Origin of the sequence: Inquilinus sp. KBS0705 (genome assembly GCA_005938025.2) — a bacterium.
Taxonomy (GTDB): Bacteria; Bacteroidota; Bacteroidia; order Sphingobacteriales; family Sphingobacteriaceae; genus Mucilaginibacter.
In genome coordinates, this window is the sequence record VCCI02000001.1 from 659,639 (window position 1) to 677,011 (window position 17,373).

Annotated in this window: 14 protein-coding genes; 6 read left to right on the forward strand and 8 right to left on the reverse strand. The window is 41.5% G+C overall.

The features are described 5' to 3' along the window. Positions 1 to 9 precede the first annotated feature (9 nt). Positions 10 to 771 carry a DUF4905 domain-containing protein gene (locus FFF34_003050; protein ID TSD66395.1) on the reverse strand — a complete coding sequence of 254 codons (762 nt, stop codon included), beginning with the start codon at positions 769 to 771 and terminating at the stop codon, positions 10 to 12. Between the two features lie 95 nt (positions 772 to 866). Here FFF34_003050 and FFF34_003055 point away from each other — a divergent pair, with 95 nt between their 5' ends. Continuing rightward, positions 867 to 1,346 carry a DNA starvation/stationary phase protection protein gene (locus tag FFF34_003055; GenBank protein ID TSD66396.1) on the forward strand — a complete coding sequence of 160 codons (480 nt, stop codon included), beginning with the start codon at positions 867 to 869 and terminating at the stop codon, positions 1,344 to 1,346. An 85-nt stretch (positions 1,347 to 1,431) separates the two neighbouring features. Here FFF34_003055 and FFF34_003060 read toward each other — a convergent pair whose 3' ends face one another. Continuing rightward, positions 1,432 to 2,904: a hypothetical protein gene (locus tag FFF34_003060; GenBank protein TSD66397.1), complete on the reverse strand. Its 1,473-nt coding sequence runs from the start codon at positions 2,902 to 2,904 to the stop codon at positions 1,432 to 1,434. Positions 2,905 to 2,936: 32 nt separating this feature from the next. Then, positions 2,937 to 3,806 carry a hypothetical protein gene (locus FFF34_003065; protein TSD66398.1) on the reverse strand — a complete coding sequence of 290 codons (870 nt, stop codon included), beginning with the start codon at positions 3,804 to 3,806 and terminating at the stop codon, positions 2,937 to 2,939. Positions 3,807 to 3,912: 106 nt separating this feature from the next. Between FFF34_003065 and FFF34_003070 the strand changes: the two genes are divergently transcribed. From FFF34_003070 to FFF34_003085, 4 genes are all read left to right on the forward strand, one after another. Next, positions 3,913 to 5,385 carry a proline--tRNA ligase gene (locus FFF34_003070; protein ID TSD66399.1) on the forward strand — a complete coding sequence of 491 codons (1,473 nt, stop codon included), beginning with the start codon at positions 3,913 to 3,915 and terminating at the stop codon, positions 5,383 to 5,385. 96 nt (positions 5,386 to 5,481) lie between these two features. Beyond that, the gene (locus tag FFF34_003075; GenBank protein TSD66400.1) at positions 5,482 to 6,621 is read left to right on the forward strand and encodes a cystathionine gamma-synthase; all 1,140 of its coding nucleotides are present in this window, start codon (positions 5,482 to 5,484) and stop codon (positions 6,619 to 6,621) included. 71 nt (positions 6,622 to 6,692) lie between these two features. Then, positions 6,693 to 7,142: an SMI1/KNR4 family protein gene (locus tag FFF34_003080; protein ID TSD66401.1), complete on the forward strand. Its 450-nt coding sequence runs from the start codon at positions 6,693 to 6,695 to the stop codon at positions 7,140 to 7,142. A 1-nt stretch (position 7,143) separates the two neighbouring features. Next, positions 7,144 to 8,040, forward strand: coding sequence for a TIGR02757 family protein (locus FFF34_003085; protein TSD66402.1), 897 nt, complete (start codon positions 7,144 to 7,146; stop codon positions 8,038 to 8,040). 170 nt (positions 8,041 to 8,210) lie between these two features. Here FFF34_003085 and dnaE read toward each other — a convergent pair whose 3' ends face one another. Genes dnaE through FFF34_003100 form a run of 3 tightly spaced genes read right to left on the reverse strand, consistent with a single transcriptional unit; the run spans position 8,211 to position 13,654 of the window. After that, positions 8,211 to 11,423, reverse strand: coding sequence for a DNA polymerase III subunit alpha (dnaE, locus tag FFF34_003090; protein ID TSD66403.1), 3,213 nt, complete (start codon positions 11,421 to 11,423; stop codon positions 8,211 to 8,213). Between the two features lie 5 nt (positions 11,424 to 11,428). Continuing rightward, complete coding sequence (locus tag FFF34_003095; protein ID TSD66404.1) at positions 11,429 to 12,925, reverse strand: DNA polymerase Y family protein; 1,497 nt, start codon at positions 12,923 to 12,925, stop codon at positions 11,429 to 11,431. Positions 12,926 to 12,928: 3 nt separating this feature from the next. Next, entirely contained in the window at positions 12,929 to 13,654 is a 726-nt protein-coding gene (locus FFF34_003100; GenBank protein TSD66405.1) for an Error-prone repair protein ImuA, read from the reverse strand. An 87-nt stretch (positions 13,655 to 13,741) separates the two neighbouring features. Here FFF34_003100 and FFF34_003105 point away from each other — a divergent pair, with 87 nt between their 5' ends. Further along, positions 13,742 to 14,014, forward strand: a complete 273-nt coding sequence (locus FFF34_003105; GenBank protein TSD66406.1) for a hypothetical protein — start codon at positions 13,742 to 13,744, stop codon at positions 14,012 to 14,014. Between the two features lie 317 nt (positions 14,015 to 14,331). Here the strand turns inward: FFF34_003105 and FFF34_003110 are convergent, their stop codons facing one another. After that, positions 14,332 to 15,486 (reverse strand): hypothetical protein, encoded by a 1,155-nt coding sequence (locus FFF34_003110; protein TSD66407.1) that lies wholly within the window; start codon positions 15,484 to 15,486, stop codon positions 14,332 to 14,334. A gap of 31 nt (positions 15,487 to 15,517) precedes the next feature. After that, positions 15,518 to 17,263, reverse strand: a complete 1,746-nt coding sequence (locus FFF34_003115; protein ID TSD66408.1) for a hypothetical protein — start codon at positions 17,261 to 17,263, stop codon at positions 15,518 to 15,520. Between the last annotated feature and the right edge of the window lie 110 nt (positions 17,264 to 17,373).

Genomic DNA, 17,373 nt, shown 5'->3' on the forward strand with positions numbered 1-17,373 from the left:
TTCAGTAGTTTATAGGTTCAAAACTTTAAGTTCGACCTTGTTTTTAATATATATCAGTGCGTTTTTATGTAATACAAACGCCTCGGGCTGTAATTTTTGTATATCCTGATTTATTAAATTCTGATAAACAATTCCGGTATCATCCATTATAAACAGATGTTGTTGCAGCAACCCGTTTTTAAAGGTGTGCAAAGATACAATTATGTACTTATTGTGGTTAAGGTAATGCACTATATTTCCATAGGCATCGGTAGGCAGGCTGGCCGCAGGTAATTGGTTTGCGGCAACCATTTCAGGTACGACTATATTATTGGGCAAAGGTTTATCCGCAACACTATCATAAGGCCTTTTAACTTCGCCGGTACGTATATCTGCAAGTACTAATTTTTTAGGCAGCATAGTAGTATTGTAAACCACGGGGCCGTTAACACTCATGTGGTCAAATGCCAGGCTGTAATTGCTCCAAAACTGTGTTGCTGTAACGGCATCAACCGCAACAATTGCTTTATGCTCAGGGCCGCTTTCGGTTTTATAATGGTGCAGTAACATTACGCCATTGTATATGGCTTCAACGCCGGTAAGCCAGCGCTCGGGTGTGGTGTAGTTTTGTATATAAACATCAGCACTTTTTAGGCTGATGGTGGCAAAACTTACTTGTTTTTCGGGCTGGTTACGCAACTCCAAAACCATTATGCCGGTTAGCGCATCAATTTCCAGCCGCCAAATGGTATTTGCGAAGGTTTGGGCTATAAAAGGTTGTAATAGTGTCATTATTGCTGCAAATATGGCTATTAATATTAAAACACCTTATTTTTGATGAACAATGTATTACCAAATACTGTTATCACAAAAACAAATTACACATCATGAACGCTGAAGAAATAAGTTTAGAAGAAGGTAAAGTAAAACCGGTTGTTGACCATCTTAACGACCTGCTGGCTAATTATCATATACATTATCAAAAACTGCGCGGATGCCACTGGAATGTAAAGGGCAAAAGCTTTTTTACTCTGCACGTAAAGTTTGAAGAATTGTATACCGCTGCTTTAACCACTATAGATGAACTTGCCGAGCGTATACTTACACTGGGTAAGCCTCCATACAGTACTTTTAACGATTACATCACCAAATCGACTCTAAAAGAAATAAATACCATTGGCTTACAAGATACTGCCATGGTGAAAGCCTTAATTGAGGATATGGCTGCCCTGATAGAAATGGAACGCCAGATATTAGACATCACCGCTGATGCCGGCGATGATGGCACTAATGATATGGTAAACCGCTTTATGCAGTTTAAAGAAAAAAACACCTGGATGCTGCGCTCGTTTGTGAACGAAGATTAAGGAATATAGGATTTAAAAGAAAAAGGCGATGAGAGAACTCATCGCCTTTTTCTTTTGCTGCAAAATGCAAACCGTTTATTGTAAATTAAAACTTGTACCCCAAAGTTAAAAAGCCATTGTTTTGTGTTTTGCTTAGGTAAGCTGCAGGGCTTGCGGTAGCCAATTCATAAGGGTATATGGTTTGCGAACCTGTGGCATGCGTATAGGTAGCATCAACATAGTAGCTGCCAAAGCGCAGGCCTACACCACCACTAACAGTTTTTATATCGCTTCCGTTGCTTTCGCGATAGTTACCTTGTATGCCGTAACCGCCGCGTAATAAAAAGGCGTTGGTTATGCGTGCCTCGGCACCTATGTGCGCGTTGATGGCCGATTTATATAAACTACCTATGGCTGCATTGTCGTTAGTGCTGTCGTAATCAACATTAGGGCTTAGGTGTGCGCTGCTGTAGTCAACATACTCAACATCGCCGGTAATAAAGCCAAATTGTTTAATAAACACTGCTGCACCACCCGCTAATTTTAAAGGCGTACGTAAATTATAATTTAAGGTATAGTTTGCAGGGCCATCGTTATAGCTGCTTCCGTTGCTTAAGGTAGTGTTTAAACCTTCGCTATACGAGTCGTCGATGTTGTAAAACGTAGGCGAGGTAAAGTTAAACCCTAAACGTACAGCCTCAACAGGCTTGTAAATAAGCCCCAGGCGGGCGTTAAAGCCACTACCCCTGGTAACCTGTTCCTGCCTGAAAGATGAGCTGTAATCGCGGTTAACAGGCGTTGCAGGCGTGCCTTCAAGCACCGATGCCGACCCATCTTCATAAAAAGTATTGAACGAATCGTAGCGTATATCGGTGAAGCTTACACCTAAACCAATGTATAATTTATTACTATAGTTGGCACCAAAAGCAAAGTCAAATGCACTTTGTCCGCCTGTGCGGGTTACAAATGCTTCCTGCGCAGTACCGGTAAAGGCATTACTACGGTAGGTAGCAGGCGAACCGTAAAGATCTATCAGGTTGTGGCCATATGCCCAAGATGCCAAAGAGCCATCGGGTACACCATAAGCATTAGCCTGGGCGGCATAATAATCGTTAATAGAATTGGTGTTATTATTACCTGTGTAGTGTATGTTTTCGTAAAAGTCGTTGGTGCGGCTGTAGCCTGCGCCATAGTTAACACTTAACCAGCCTTTCGTTCTGTCCGCCCCGCGTGGCTTTGATAGTTGGTTATAAATTACCACAGCAGCATTGTTTAAGTTACCGCTATTGCGTTTATCGGCTGTAACCTGCCCCAGGTAGGTGGTGTTTACCTTCGAGCCGTTATACTCGGGGGTAATGCTCAACTCAGAGTGGGTGAAAAAGCCCAAACCCGCGGGGTTACCGCTTACCGAGCTCAGATCGCCACCGATGGCGGTACCGGCATTACCAACCGCTTTTATACGGGAGGTTGACCCTGTTTGCCCGCTCGAAAAACGGATAGCATCCTGAGAATATTGGGCAAAGCTATTTTTAGTAATTGCTACTATAGCAATTACGCTTAGTATATATTTTAGTTTCATTGTTATAGAAGAATGATAGGTTGATGTTAAAATTATGGTCTCACTGGTCTGCCGCCGCCACCACCTCCGCCGCCCGAGCTGCCACCGCCACCTCTTGAGCCACCGCCCGAGTTGTTGTTAGATGGAGCACTTCGTTCTATGCTTGGTTCGTAAGTACGTGTACGTTCAGATGGTGTCCTGTCAACCCTCACACCGCGTGTTGGGCGGGTCCCGTAATCAGGGCTGCCTGGTCTGGCAACGCCGTTGCCGCCACGGTTTGGTCTGCCCGGATAATAACCTACACCATTAGCACCGGTATATCCTGTGCGCGGGCGGTTGCCGCTAAATGCTGAGCCCGGGCTGCCATAGCCTCTGTTGGGCCTTGCATTGCCACGGTTATAGGCCGAGTAAACACCCCAGTAGCCTCCGCCGTAACCTAAGCCTGTACCCCAGTAAGAGTATGGCGAATAACCATAGCCATAACCGAAAGGTGAGTAGCCATAGCCATATCCGTAACCATAACCGCCCCAACCGCCATAACCAAAGGCGTTGTAAGGCGAGTAGCCGTAGCCATAGCCGCCCCAACCTAAGCCTATGCCAACACTAAAGCCGTTATAGTTGTATGGGCTATAAGCGTAGTAGTCATCGTAGTACGAGAAAGGGGAGTAGTAGCTAAAACGGTTAATGCGTGTTGCATAATCATCATAGTAGTAATAATCATCGTCGTCGCTGTATTGGTCATCTGCCTGGTCCTGTCGGTATGCAGGTTGCTGAGCAACGTATTCAGGCTCTTCGGCAGCTGTAGCCTTTGAGTAATATACGTCGTCGCTGTTCTTATTTGATGATACAGTTCGGTTAACGGAGCAGGAACTCAGCGCCACCGCGCCGATCAAAATCATTCCTTTAATAAGATTCCTTTTCATTTTTGTGAAGGAGTAAAAGTTCAAGGTCAAATAAACGTATAAATTTATAAATTTGTGGCCTATTACATATTAATTATAAAGTCAATTTATATACCAAACAATCAATATGAGCAAAGGTGTTATTAGTAAAGACGAAGATTATTCGCAATGGTTTAACGACTTAATAATTAAATCTGATATGGCCGAATATTCGCCTGTCAGGGGGTGCATGATCATTAAGCCGTATGGCTACTCGATATGGGAAAAAATACAGGCTACGCTTGATAAAATGTTTAAAGATACCGGGCATGTTAATGCCTATTTTCCGCTGCTTATACCAAAATCTTTCTTCTCAAAAGAAGCCAGCCACGTTGAAGGCTTCGCTAAGGAATGTGCCGTTGTTACACATTACCGCCTCAAAAACGATGGTGATGGTAATATTATTGTGGATGAGGATGCAAAATTGGAAGAAGAGTTAATTATACGCCCAACATCCGAAACTATTATATGGAATACCTATAAAGGATGGATACAAAGCTACCGCGATTTGCCTATTTTGGTAAACCAGTGGGCCAACGTAATGCGCTGGGAAATGCGCACCCGATTGTTTTTACGCACCAGCGAATTTTTATGGCAAGAGGGCCATACCGCCCATGCTACAGCTGATGAAGCGATAGCCGAAACTGAGCAAATGCTGGATATTTACGCCGAATTTGCCGAGAACTGGATGGCGCTGCCTGTTGTTAAGGGCCGCAAAACACCAAATGAACGCTTTGCAGGTGCTTTAGATACTTATTGCATTGAGGCTTTGATGCAGGATGGGAAGGCATTACAAGCCGGCACATCACACTTTTTAGGGCAAAACTTTGCTAAGGCCTTCGATGTGAAATTTACTACAAGGGATAATAAGCAGGATTTTGTTTGGGCAACCTCATGGGGGGTATCAACCCGTTTAATAGGCGCTTTAATTATGGCCCACTCTGACGATGCGGGTTTGGTATTACCGCCAAAGCTGGCGCCTATACAAGTAGTGGTGGTGCCTATTTATAAGCACGATGAAGAGTTGGCTAATATTACAACCTACGTTAATTCGCTTAAAAAGGAATTAACAGCGCAGGGGGTATCGGTAAAATTTGATAACCGCGATACCCACCGCCCGGGTGCAAAATTTGCCGAGTACGAACTGAAAGGCGTACCATTGCGTGTTGCCATTGGCAGCCGCGATATGCAAAACGGCACGGTTGAACTTGCCCGCCGCGATACCAAAACCAAAGAAACCGTAAACCAGGATGGCCTTGCAGCGCACATATTGGCACTGCTTGATGAGATACAGGCAAATATTTATAACAAGGCGGCAGCTTTCCGTACCGAGAACACTACCGAGGTAGATACCTACGAGGAATTTAAACGCCTGTTAGACGAAGAGCCGGGCTTCCTGTCGGCACATTGGGATGGCACTGCCGAAACCGAACAAAAAATAAAAGATGAAACTAAGGCTACAATACGTTGTATACCTTTGAACAATAAACAAGAAGAAGGCAAGTGTATCCTTACCGGCAAACCATCAAGCCAAAGGGTGCTATTTGCAAGGGCGTACTAATTGGTTAGAAGGTTGTAATGTTGTAAAGTTGAAATGTTAAAAATCAACAAAGCAACGTTACAACATTCAAACGTTACAACATTACAACACCATCCCATGAAATTCGGAACAAAAGCAATACACGCAGGGCAGGAGCCCGATCCAACAACCGGCGCTATCATGACGCCTATATACCAAACATCAACCTACTGGCAAAAATCGCCGGGCGATAATAAGGGGTATGAATACTCTCGCGGTACTAACCCCACCCGTAAGGCGCTGGAAGATTGTTTGGCGGCTTTAGAGAACGCAAAGTACGGACTGGCATTTTCGAGCGGTATGGGTGCAACCGATGCGGTTATGAAGTTATTAAAGCCTGGCGATGAAGTAATAACCGGTAACGACCTTTACGGTGGATCGTATCGTATATTCACTAAAATATACGCTAACTACGGCATAAAGTTCCATTTTTTGGACCTGAGCAACCCTGATATCATTAACCAATACACCAACGATAATACGCGTTTGGTATGGATAGAAACGCCGACTAACCCAACCATGCAAGTGGTGGATATTGAGGCGGTGGGTAAAATTGCGAAAGCAAAAAACCTATTGTTTGTGGTCGACAATACCTTTGCATCGCCCTACCTGCAAAACCCTATTGATTTTGGTGCCGATATTGTAATGCACTCGGTTACTAAATACATTGGTGGCCACAGCGATGTAGTGATGGGTGCCCTAATGCTTAATGACGAGGAACTATACAAGCAACTATGGTTTATTTATAATGCCTGTGGGGCCACACCCGGCCCAATGGATAGCTTTTTGGTACTGCGTGGTATTAAAACCCTGCACCTGCGCATGAAAGCGCATTGCGAGAACGGCCGCGCCGTTGCCGAGTTTTTGAAAGACCACCCAAGGGTTGACAAGATTTACTGGCCTGGTTTCCCTGATTCGCCAAATCACGAGGTCGCTAAAAATCAGATGCGCGATTTTGGAGGCATGATATCTATTGTACTTAAAGACGCCGACCTGCAGGAAACTTACCGCATAGCCGGTTCATTTAAGGTATTCTCGCTGGCCGAATCATTAGGAGGTGTAGAATCATTGATTAACCACCCTGTAAGCATGACCCACGGCTCGATACCAAAAGAAGCCAGGGAAAAGGCCGGTGTAGTAGATAACCTGCTGCGCCTAAGCGTAGGGGTAGAGGATATTGAGGACCTATTGGAGGACTTGAAACAAGCGCTGGCGTAAGCCCCCTAACCCCCTGAAGGGGGACAACAGTTATGGAAAATTGGATTCAGGAAGTTATTTCGAAATGAAAGTTGGAGGACGTTAAATTAAACCCTCCCGCTACTGTCAGCGATATTAAAGAAACTGAATCCATTTTAGGTTTCAAATTTCCATCTGATTTTAAAGAATTTTATTTGGCTGCAAATGGCTTTGAAGATTGGGATATGCAAGAAAATAACTTTTCGTTTTGGCCGCTAAATAGAATAATTGAGGAGCATAATAAGGCTGATAACAAATCTTTTATTGGCTTTAGCGACTGGTTAATCCGATGTAATGCTATAGGTTTTATTAAAGAATCATCAGGTATTTATAAGGATCATCAGATTGATATTGGTAGTAGACCTATTCAATCTGGAGTTATTGTTACTTCGAAAGATGCATTTGGGAAGTCGAAAGAATATTTAAATGTCATTGATATAATAGCAGAGACTTTTAAGGAGATTGTTTTCATGATAAATATAGGAACCGGCGATATTTACTAACATGGCAAAAGCCAATTTCGATAAGCTTCCCCTTCAGGGGGCTGGGGGGCACGCCTTAAAGCACTTCCTCGACCAAAAAGTAGCGCAATACAACCGCCCGGAGTTTATCGCTAACGACCCGGTAAGCATACCGCATTTGTTTACCAAAAAGCAGGACATCGAGATAATGGGTTTTTGGGCTGCTACACTGGCCTGGGGGCAAAGGGTTACCATCATTAATAAGTGTAAGGAGCTCATCAGCCTGATGGATGGCGCACCTTATGATTTTATCATCAACCACCAGGAGGTGGACCTAAAAAAGTTATTATACTTTAAGCACCGCACTTTTAACGATATCGATACACTATACTTCATTAGCTTCTTCAGGCAGCATTACCAGCGGTTCGAGAGCCTGGAAGATGCGTTTGTGCCCCATGCCGGGCCCCCCAACCCCCTAAAGGGGGAGCCGGATAGACTTGTTGCTAATCAAAAGTTCCCCCTTCAGGGGGCGGAGGGGGCCCTAAACTACTTTCGCGCCTATTTTATCTCTTTGGCCGATTTTCCTAATCGCACGAAAAAGCATGTGTCCTCGCCCTCGCAAAAATCGACCTGTAAAAGGTTGAATATGTTTTTACGCTGGATGGTGCGTAAAGATGATATGGGTGTAGATTTTGGTATATGGAAAAAGCTATCACCTGCCGACCTGATATGCCCCTGCGACCTGCATGTAGACCGTGTGGCCCGCCATTTAAAACTAATAACCCGCAAACAAACCGACTGGCAAACCGCAGTAGAGTTAACCGAAAACCTTAAGCAACTTGACCCTAACGACCCGGTAAAATATGATTTTGCCCTGTTTGGCTTAGGTATAGAACAACGCTGGGGTATGGAAGGCATTTTGCCCGATTTTATTGGGTGAATATTTAGCTGTAGGGTGACCCATCGAACCACCAATTCCACCCAAATAGGAAATATACTAACTGGCTTATTTCAATTCCTAAAATTAGATATGCGAAATAAAAGCAATGTTGATTCTATAAATTGATTTAAATATTCGGAATTAATGAGACCATGTGATTATACCAAACATTATCTAAAGTTCCTTCCTTTATAAAAAACCTGCTCTTGCTTATTTGCCTGTTGGTCGCCTTTATTACCACCATGATGCGGTTTTGTGGTTTCATCTGCTCGTGATAAAGTTATTAATGGCAAATCATTATAATTTACTGTTGATAAACCACGCAGCATGTTATTTAAATTAAAACAGCGATTAGCAACTACATGGATCACTTCTCCTTCTATTTGTAACTTGCCTTCCACCATAAATAAACGTGACTGGATGATCTCTTTACGGTATTTATCAAATAGCCTTTCCCAAACAACAATGTTGGCAGCACCTGTCTCATCTTCAAGGGTCATAAATAACACCCCTTTAGCAGTTCCCGGGCGTTGGCGAACGGTGATTAAACCAGTTACTTTTACAGGGTCACCATTTTTTATCTTTTTAAGGTCGGCAATTTTTGTATTGTGCAGTAAGGTGAGTTTTTCTCTTACTAAAGCAACCGGATGATTTTTTAGTGATAAACCCATTGAAGAATAATCCTGTACTACATGCTCGCCCTCCGTCATTAAAGGCAATTGTATTTGCACTTCTTTTACACTTTCGGATGGTGTACCTTCAAAAAGCGCCATTGGCCTATCGCCTAAAGCTGATACTTCCCATAAAGCTTTACGGCGGTCTGCACCTAATGAGCGGAAAGCATCTGCATCAGCTAATTTTTCTAAAGCAGCTTCGGGAACACCTGCACTGCGTAATTGATTAATGTGAATATACAGTTGCTTACGTGCGGCTACTAATAATTGTATATCATCCTCACGCAAACCTTTAACCTGCCTAAAGCCTAGCCTTACTACATAGTAATCGCCTTCCTTTTTTTCTAACGTATTATCCCAAAAAGAATGATTTACATCTACCGGTACTACCTTAACCTGGTGGTCTATAGCATCCCGTACTATTTGTGCAGGTTGATAAAAACCCATAGGCTGGCTATTTAGCAAAGCCACGCAGAATACATCAGGATAATAATATTTAAGCCATGATGATATATATACCAATAATGCGAAAGAAGCAGCGTGACTTTCGGGAAATCCATAACCTTCAAAGCCCTGCAATTGCTTAAATACACGTCTCGAAAAACCTTCTTCATACCCTCTGGCTACCATACCATCAACCATCTTTTTTTCGTATAAACCTAATTTACCATTGGCCTTAAAGCTGGCCATACTTCGCCGTAATTCGTCTGCTTCAGCAGGTGTAAAACCAGCAGCAACAATAGCAATCTCCATCGCTTGTTCCTGAAATAAGGGTACTCCTAATGTACGCCCTAATATTTCCTTTAATTCTTGGGATGGGTATTCAACGGGTTCTTCACCATTTCGCCTGCGTAAGTATGGATGTACCATATCCCCCTGTATGGGCCCGGGGCGAACAATAGCTACTTCTATCACCAGATCATAAAACTCTTTTGGTTTAAGGCGTGGCAACATAGACATTTGCGCCCGGCTTTCAATCTGAAATACACCTATAGTATCAGCATGGCAAATCATATCATAAACCTTGTGGTCATCCTGTGGTACATTAGCTAAAGTGAGTTTTTTACCATAGTGTTGTTGTACTAAATCAAATGCCTTGCGTATCATAGTGAGCATACCTAAGCCCAGGACATCTACTTTTAAAATGCTTAAAGCCTCCAAATCATCTTTGTTCCACTCCAGTTGCGTACGGTTTTCCATCCGTGCGTTTATTATTGGGCAAAGGTCTGATAGCTTATTATCTGTAATTACAAACCCTCCTGTATGCTGGCCTAATTGGCGGGGGAAACCCATTAGTTGCGTAGTTAACTCCAGCACTTTATAAATAAGCGGATCTTGTGGATTCAGCCCTTGCTCACGTAACCGTTTTTCATCAAAACCCTCTTCGCTGAAATCCCATATGGTAGCTCCAACACGTTTGATAGTATCTTCTGATAACCCCATCGCTTTACCAGCATCACGTATTGCTCCCCGGTGTCGTTCCTGTGTTACTGTAGCAACTATAGCTGCATGTTCGCGCCCGTAATCTTCATATATATACTGAATGATCTCTTCCCTTCGTTCATGCTCAAAATCAACATCTATATCAGGCCACTCTTCTCGTGCGTCAGACATAAAGCGGGAAAATAACAGTCGGGACTTCATAGGATCGACCGCTGTAATAGATAAACAATAGCAAACCGTAGAGTTAGCAGCTGAGCCACGCCCCTGATGCAGAATACCTAATTCTTCAGCCTTTTGAGTGTATTTGTAAACCCGGAGGAAATAGGGTGCCAACTTTCGTTTTTCTATAAAGGCTAACTCAAATTTTATCTGATCGGCAACCTTTGCGGATACACCCTCCGGATACCGTTCATTTGCACCAGCCCAGGTATATTTAGTTAGTCGTTGCTGTGGTGTTAAGCCATCAATTATCTTTTCTTCAGGCTCAATATATTTTAATGTGTCTAATGAAAATACACAAGTATTAGCGATAGATAAGGCGTTTACAATAGCTTCAGGATACTGCCTAAACAGTCGGTGTAATTCATCTATCGGTTTAATAAATCTTTCGGCATTAGCATGCAGCCTAAAACCTGCTGTATGAATTGTGCATTTCTCACGTATGCAGGTTAAAATATCTTGCAATTCTCGCCGGGCTGCATCATGATAATGTATATCTCCTGTGGCAACAATTGGTATACCTAATTTTGACAGGCGAGCTAACCTTTTAGCATCATCACCGCTGTAAGTACGGGTTGCGGCTACGTATAACGACTGTCCTAATTGCGCCGAATATTCTTTTATATCTTTTTTGAAATCATCATTATAATCAAACCTTGAATTTAATTCATCCGGTGGTATGATAATAAATAGGATGCCTTCCTTATATGCATAAACATCTGATTTATATAGATGGCACTCACCCTTTTCGGCCCTTAAATTACCAACAGTAAGTAACGCCGATAGTCTGCCGTATGCAGCCCGATCAATCGGATAAGCAAGTAAGCTTGGCCCATCTAAAAGATCTAACCTGCAGGCGGGTATAAATTTAATACCCAGTTTTTTAGCTGCAATATGAGCACGAACAATTCCTGCAAGGCTATTTCGGTCAACGATTGCAATGGCATCATATCCATATGTGGCGGCTTGTTCTACTAATTCCTCGGGATGGGAGCCACCACGTAAAAAGGTAAAGTTTGAAGTAGTTTGTAATTCGGCATATCTCATAAGGCTTAGGCAAAAAAACCGTGTAAGTACCATTTTGGTGAAGCGTCATAATGCCCCAATCTAAACAACCAATAACGCTGCCCTTCGCTATCTTCTACCGCGTAATAATCCCGATGTTCTCCTTTATCGTCCCACCATTCGCGTTCTATGCGTTCGGGGCCATCTGCTTTTTGAATGCTATGCCGTTTACCTTTATAAGTAAACACTTTGGGTGGGTAATCGGGTAATAATGCCATAACTTCTACAGGCTCGGGGTATTTTAGTAAACGTACTGGGCGTGGCCTGTCTGTTCGCCATTTTGTTGCCGGCATTTCGTCTAAAGATGTGGCTTGTTTTACAGAACGTTCCGGCCAATAATGTTCTGCAGGTAAATAACGGTGTATATTATTGGTGCCAATTTTACCGCCTATCTTATCTAATAACTCTGTTAAATTAGCATCCTGCAAACCAGGTTCTGCAGCCCATATCTTCTCTTGTATATGATAAACATCTTCTACTTTTGATGCCTCTAACAAAAATAACTCTATACCTAAAGCAGGTTCTATTTTATTGATCTGCAATTCAAAAAGATTAAATAGATGCGAAACACTATGTGAGCCCTTGTTTGTGCTTATATCCACTTGAACCATTTTACCGTCAATACGGTAACATTTTAAAATTGCTTTACGAATGCCCTGACCTTCGGATTGTAGGCGAGTACATAAGCCTTCCAGTAATTTTTCAATGGCAATTTCAATAGCCTTAGCTGTTCTAACAGGCTCTAAACAAGATAATCGTTCGGTATAAGGCACAGGCGATACAAGCGGAACAATTTGTTCGTCTTGCATACCAAAAGCCTGTGCCAGCCGCAATAAAAATGCTTCGCCAAATCGTCTGCGTAAAACAGTTCGTGGTATTTGCGTAAAACTTTTAACAGTACTAAACCCCAGTTTTTGCATCTTTTGTAATACAGTTATATCTAACCGTAAAGCAACCGGAGGTAAGTTAATCAACGCCTGTATATGCGCACCGCTTTCAATAATAGGCGTTGCTTTGCCATAGCGAGCAATAGCCCAGGCTGTACCTATAGTATCGGCTATAGCGGCTCTTGCATTATATCCTGATGCCCGTAGCTTGTTTACAATCTCTTTCAAATATCCCCGCTCTCCGCCCCATAAATGCGTGCAGCCCGAAATATCCAGTATCAAGCCATTAGGTAAATCGATAGCGACAACTGGTGTATACCTGATGCACCATAGTCCTAATTGCGTTAACAGTTTAGCTTCCTTGCCATGCAAATCATCAAGCACCTGTAAATTGATGGTTATAGCTTTAGCATCGGCAGCGGCCATACCCCGGTGAATACCTTGGGCTTCGGCTGCTAGATTAGCAGCAGTAATAACCATCCGGTTACGCTCAGGAGCAACAAAAACAAAAGGCACATCCTTTAGTTCCGGCTTCCGTAGGGTTAGCCAGTCTGTCATTAAATGACGAAACCATATTGACATATAACGTTTTTGCATGGCTCATCCTACATCTTGTATTTGTTGCTCCAATAAATAGTCCTCAATGGGTTTAAATTTGCCATCTGACCACTCAATTATCCAACTGCCTTGTCTGCCATTACGTACCCGTAACAACTCAATTTGCCAACGAGGGAATCCTAAACCCGGCAACCCATCTATAGGTTCGCTTGGCAAGGGTTTTATCTGCCAACGAGCAGCACAGGCTGTTGAACTCATTTTATTAGGCTGGTTTCGCAAAATAAAACCTGTTACCCGGCTTTGTTCTACCGCCAATTGCAAGCGTCGGGATTGCTTAAAATCAATTTTCGTCAGTTCACCTATAACTGCAGTTAACCCGGCGCATTTTAAAGCCTCCTCCATCACCCATAACACGTCTTTATCTTTATTTAATCGTACAAAAATTACCCGGTCGGGTTTAATTCCAAATGATTTTAAAGCTGTAGGGTACACATTACCCGATAGACTGATCCATAAACATATTCCGCCATTTTGCATTAATATTGACAACAAACCACTTACGAAGCCAATGCAGGCGGTAGCCTGTTCGGCGGTATTGCAAACTAATTCATGAACTGTACCTGTAGGAAATGTGCTATTGGGGAAATTGGCTTCAATCGATCCTAATCCAAATGATTGCCAACTGCCAAGAGAGGGCGGCCTATAACCCTCCCATTGCAAAATATCTTTTTGCAACCGGTCAATCAATTCTCTTTTCGCATCACTCATTTGAACAAAATCTGATCACAAATCTATGCTAATATTTTTAGTATTTTATGTAGATAATTACAAAATAATTTCCACTTTTGTTTTGCGATGATGAATAACACTTATTTGATTAATGATGCAAGAGCTTGGGTGAAACGTAAAAACGGCCCTGATGAAGTGATACGTATCATTTTAGACCTCGATAGTAGGGACGCAGCTTTATGTTATCTATTATATACAGCCTATGATAAAGAGCCTGATTATCTTGGCAGAATATTATTTGATATGGAAGGATACTGGATTTATGATGGTGAAGTTTTGACCGTTATAGAGCAGGAACAATTAGCCAAATTTATTATAAGCTATGTAGAGCAGATTTAAAAAGATAGACTAATGATATAAATGTGGCATTATTTTCCGATACAGATTATCCCCACCTGCACATTATCAGCGAGTTAGTATTGTATAGCCACCTGAACGATACCAAAGTGCTGAAAACAAGTGCAATCATCGGATAAATGAATAGTTATTTCTTAATATATGACTTGTTCCGTTGTCTCATTTAAAAGTATCTTCGACCTTTACCCCAAATGTTCGCTCCGATTTAATTAATGGGATAATTAGAGTGTTATATCCAGTTAGCAATGGCTAAAATCGGTTATATTGATTTTATGCTATGTACAACAAGGTAGTTGTTTTTATAAAGTAGCTTTTTCTAATACGATTTTCATTATAGACCTGTCGGCGTCAACGCCATACTGTGGGTTCGTTTGCAATTGCTGCTCCATACAATGCTTCATTATATTTGAAACAGGGGCCTTACCAAAAAAGTTATTCTTACCATCGCTGTCATTCCAATAAAGGAAACTTTGATGGTTTATAGCATCTATAAAAAATAAAACCCTGTTGTTCGGCCCTGCATGAGGTATAAATGTATCCACCATTAAAACCTTGTTCCTAATTTTAATTTGTACACCTGCACATGATGAAAGGAAGGTACTTACGAACTTTGAGTAGTTGTTTCCCATCATTTTCTTTAATTCGGTAACCACAATCGGCTGTTTAAAGAAATTTACTTCCTGCGTATATCGACCATCATATTTTAATAAAACTGTATACGCCGAGTTATCGGTGTTTACAGGTGGGATAATTGAATTCGGCTTATCTAAGCAGTCTTTTGAAATCCACCCTTTGGATGTTTTTTTAGTCGTTACGTTTGTAAATTCGCAATAAACAAGACCGTCCTTTTCTTTAAGAGCGGTTATTGGTTCCCCTTTCACTAAATACCCGTTTCGCCTGGAGGCACCATGCTCTGTTAAATCATAGAAATACGCCTTTTGAGCCACTACCTGATATATTGTACCTGTTACTACCGTTGAAGGTGCGTTATTTGTTTCTACCGCATCATTTCGCCTCTTATCTGAAGTGACATTACTTAGGAAGCCCAAGTCATTAATTCTCGTACCGTTATCATCATAGTTAGAAAATATTATGATCGATCTGTAAATGTTCCCCTTTATATTTTGCGGTTTAGCCCACAAACACTCTTTAACTACGTTAAATTTAGGGTTACCATATAATTTAAACCAGTAGGTAGTTCCATCTTCATCATTTGTTGTTTTTAAATACTTAGTCTTAAGTGTTAATAGTGTTGAATTTTGTTGCACATCAATCAACTTTACATAACCGTTGTAGGCTTTATCTAATTTACCTTCATCAATAATAACTTTGTAAGGTACTGTACCAACGGAAGCATCAGACTCACTTATTTGGTAACTGGACAGATATGTTTTTAACTGACCAAAGCAATTAAAGTTTACAAAAAGTAGCAGCGCTATTAAATATCGTTTCATGTGGTAAGTTTGATTAATGTTTGATTTGAGATTACAATTTCAATAACCCTAATCCGATTGCCCCTGCTGTGCCCATGAAACTGCCATTATTTTTCAGCTTTTCGTAATTGATATTTTCGTAATAATCACCCATCACGTTTCCGTATTCGTACTTCACCAAGTAATTACCGTTATCTGAACGAGCTAATTTTGCTTTTATCTTTTCTGCAGCGGTACCTGACGGAGCGTATTTAACAAATTCAATGTTACCTTTTTTAACTTTCACTACTGTTATCCCTCTCGTAAAATCAAAAGCAACGTTTTTTACTGTAACAGTTCGTTCCTTTATCTCTACCCCATCAATTTGAAGCGAAGGAACACTTAACCTGCACGATTTAATCAAATCATATTCGTAGTCATTCCCTGAATTGAGGCTGTTTTCCTGAACCAATTTACTGCCCGTACTACCTGCAACCCAAGTATTACCTACCAATCTGCCCTCACGACTATTATCAAGTATTGTCCATTTGATGTTATAGTTATTTGATAAACTCCACGAGGGAACGAAATTTGACCTGTTTGATCTATTTGCTAATTCCTCAAAGGATGGATATCTATAACTTCCATTTACAAGCACGCGCAACAGTTCGTTCTTTAGATCGTATTTAAAACGGTTGTAGGTTCCCTGATCGGTTTCTTGGACATCATATATCTTGTTATTCACGGCTTCGCTCCTTTTCTGCATGGACTCTTTTGAAGCAAGCTTAATTATCGATAAAGTATGGTTCGGGTTGATTTTGAACCTATCCGTACTAATAACATCATCTTGTGAATGGCCATCTTTAAAGTAGGTCATCGCAAAACTTACGCTGATAATGCTGTCCCGTTGCGATAACTCTAATCTGTTTAAAGAAAATTCGTCACCAGCTGAACGAGAGTCGCATTGTGAAATATCTGTTACTATTTGTTTGTCATTATTAAAGTACTTGGTAACGTATTGCAGCAATTGAGTTGAACACATTTTACCCAAATTCAAATGCTTAATTAAACCATCCGTGTAACTGATTGCTGCATAATAAGCAAGCACAGCTTTTATTGTAGGATCGACCTTGGTTACGTAGTTTACATTAACGATTTTTTTAAAGGTCATGCCCTCCAACCGTGTATAAAATACTTTTTGACTTTGTTGCTGGAAACTATCGTAGTTCTCGGCGTTTGAAACATCAAAGGGTTGACTATTGTCGTACTCTTCTTTTTTTGTCTTGATAGTTGTCAATTGGTTTTTAACTGTTAAAGGCAATGGTTCAAGGCCAATATCGTGGATTTCTTTAGTGGCCTGTCCCGTTTGTGAAAGATAAACCTTACTGTACGTTTGGTTGTCATCACCGAAGTAATATTTACCGACCTGTGTACTACTTTTTCGCATCACAGCTTCAAGTTCCTCAATTGATATATTCGAATACTGGATTGCAATGTAAAAGAGCCGACCTTTGTTCATCATGTAATGTGTGCAAAAATTGCCTGCCTTTTGTAAATCGATCATCGGCACATTTTCCTTGCAGACAACCACTTCGCTGATCTGACCATTTTTATAATAAGCGTGGTTATCCATTCGGACTTGATGGTAACCTTGCGCTCTGTAATAGCTGCTCACTTCGTAATCTACCAAAGATTTTACCTGGCCTGCGCTCTGTCCGATTGTTGGAGCCTGACACCAGCTGTTAATAAAAAAGAACACGAAAATGAGAGTTAATAATGTAGGTTTTCTTGTTGTGATGAAGTTGTAAGTGGTTGTCATATAATAAGTTTAAGGTTATTTTAAAAGTTCAAAGGTCAGATACATAAATGTTATAAAACACAATAAGCGCAGGGCTAACATAGTTTGTGTCTTAGAGGCTCGGGAAAGCC

What these genes read in the sequence shown, in the direction of transcription:
- FFF34_003095 (TSD66404.1), bottom strand. Translation starts at nt 12,925, where the DNA reads ATGCAAAAACGTTATATGTCAATATGGTTTCGTCATTTAATGACAGAC.
- FFF34_003085 (TSD66402.1), top strand. Translation starts at nt 7,144, where the DNA reads ATGGCAAAAGCCAATTTCGATAAGCTTCCCCTTCAGGGGGCTGGGGGG.
- FFF34_003105 (TSD66406.1), top strand. Translation starts at nt 13,742, where the DNA reads ATGATGAATAACACTTATTTGATTAATGATGCAAGAGCTTGGGTGAAA.
- FFF34_003070 (TSD66399.1), top strand. Translation starts at nt 3,913, where the DNA reads ATGAGCAAAGGTGTTATTAGTAAAGACGAAGATTATTCGCAATGGTTT.
- FFF34_003110 (TSD66407.1), bottom strand. Translation starts at nt 15,486, where the DNA reads ATGAAACGATATTTAATAGCGCTGCTACTTTTTGTAAACTTTAATTGC.
- dnaE (TSD66403.1), bottom strand. Translation starts at nt 11,423, where the DNA reads ATGAGATATGCCGAATTACAAACTACTTCAAACTTTACCTTTTTACGT.
- FFF34_003065 (TSD66398.1), bottom strand. Translation starts at nt 3,806, where the DNA reads ATGAAAAGGAATCTTATTAAAGGAATGATTTTGATCGGCGCGGTGGCG.
- FFF34_003060 (TSD66397.1), bottom strand. Translation starts at nt 2,904, where the DNA reads ATGAAACTAAAATATATACTAAGCGTAATTGCTATAGTAGCAATTACT.
- FFF34_003075 (TSD66400.1), top strand. Translation starts at nt 5,482, where the DNA reads ATGAAATTCGGAACAAAAGCAATACACGCAGGGCAGGAGCCCGATCCA.
- FFF34_003115 (TSD66408.1), bottom strand. Translation starts at nt 17,263, where the DNA reads ATGACAACCACTTACAACTTCATCACAACAAGAAAACCTACATTATTA.
- FFF34_003050 (TSD66395.1), bottom strand. Translation starts at nt 771, where the DNA reads ATGACACTATTACAACCTTTTATAGCCCAAACCTTCGCAAATACCATT.
- FFF34_003100 (TSD66405.1), bottom strand. Translation starts at nt 13,654, where the DNA reads ATGAGTGATGCGAAAAGAGAATTGATTGACCGGTTGCAAAAAGATATT.
- FFF34_003055 (TSD66396.1), top strand. Translation starts at nt 867, where the DNA reads ATGAACGCTGAAGAAATAAGTTTAGAAGAAGGTAAAGTAAAACCGGTT.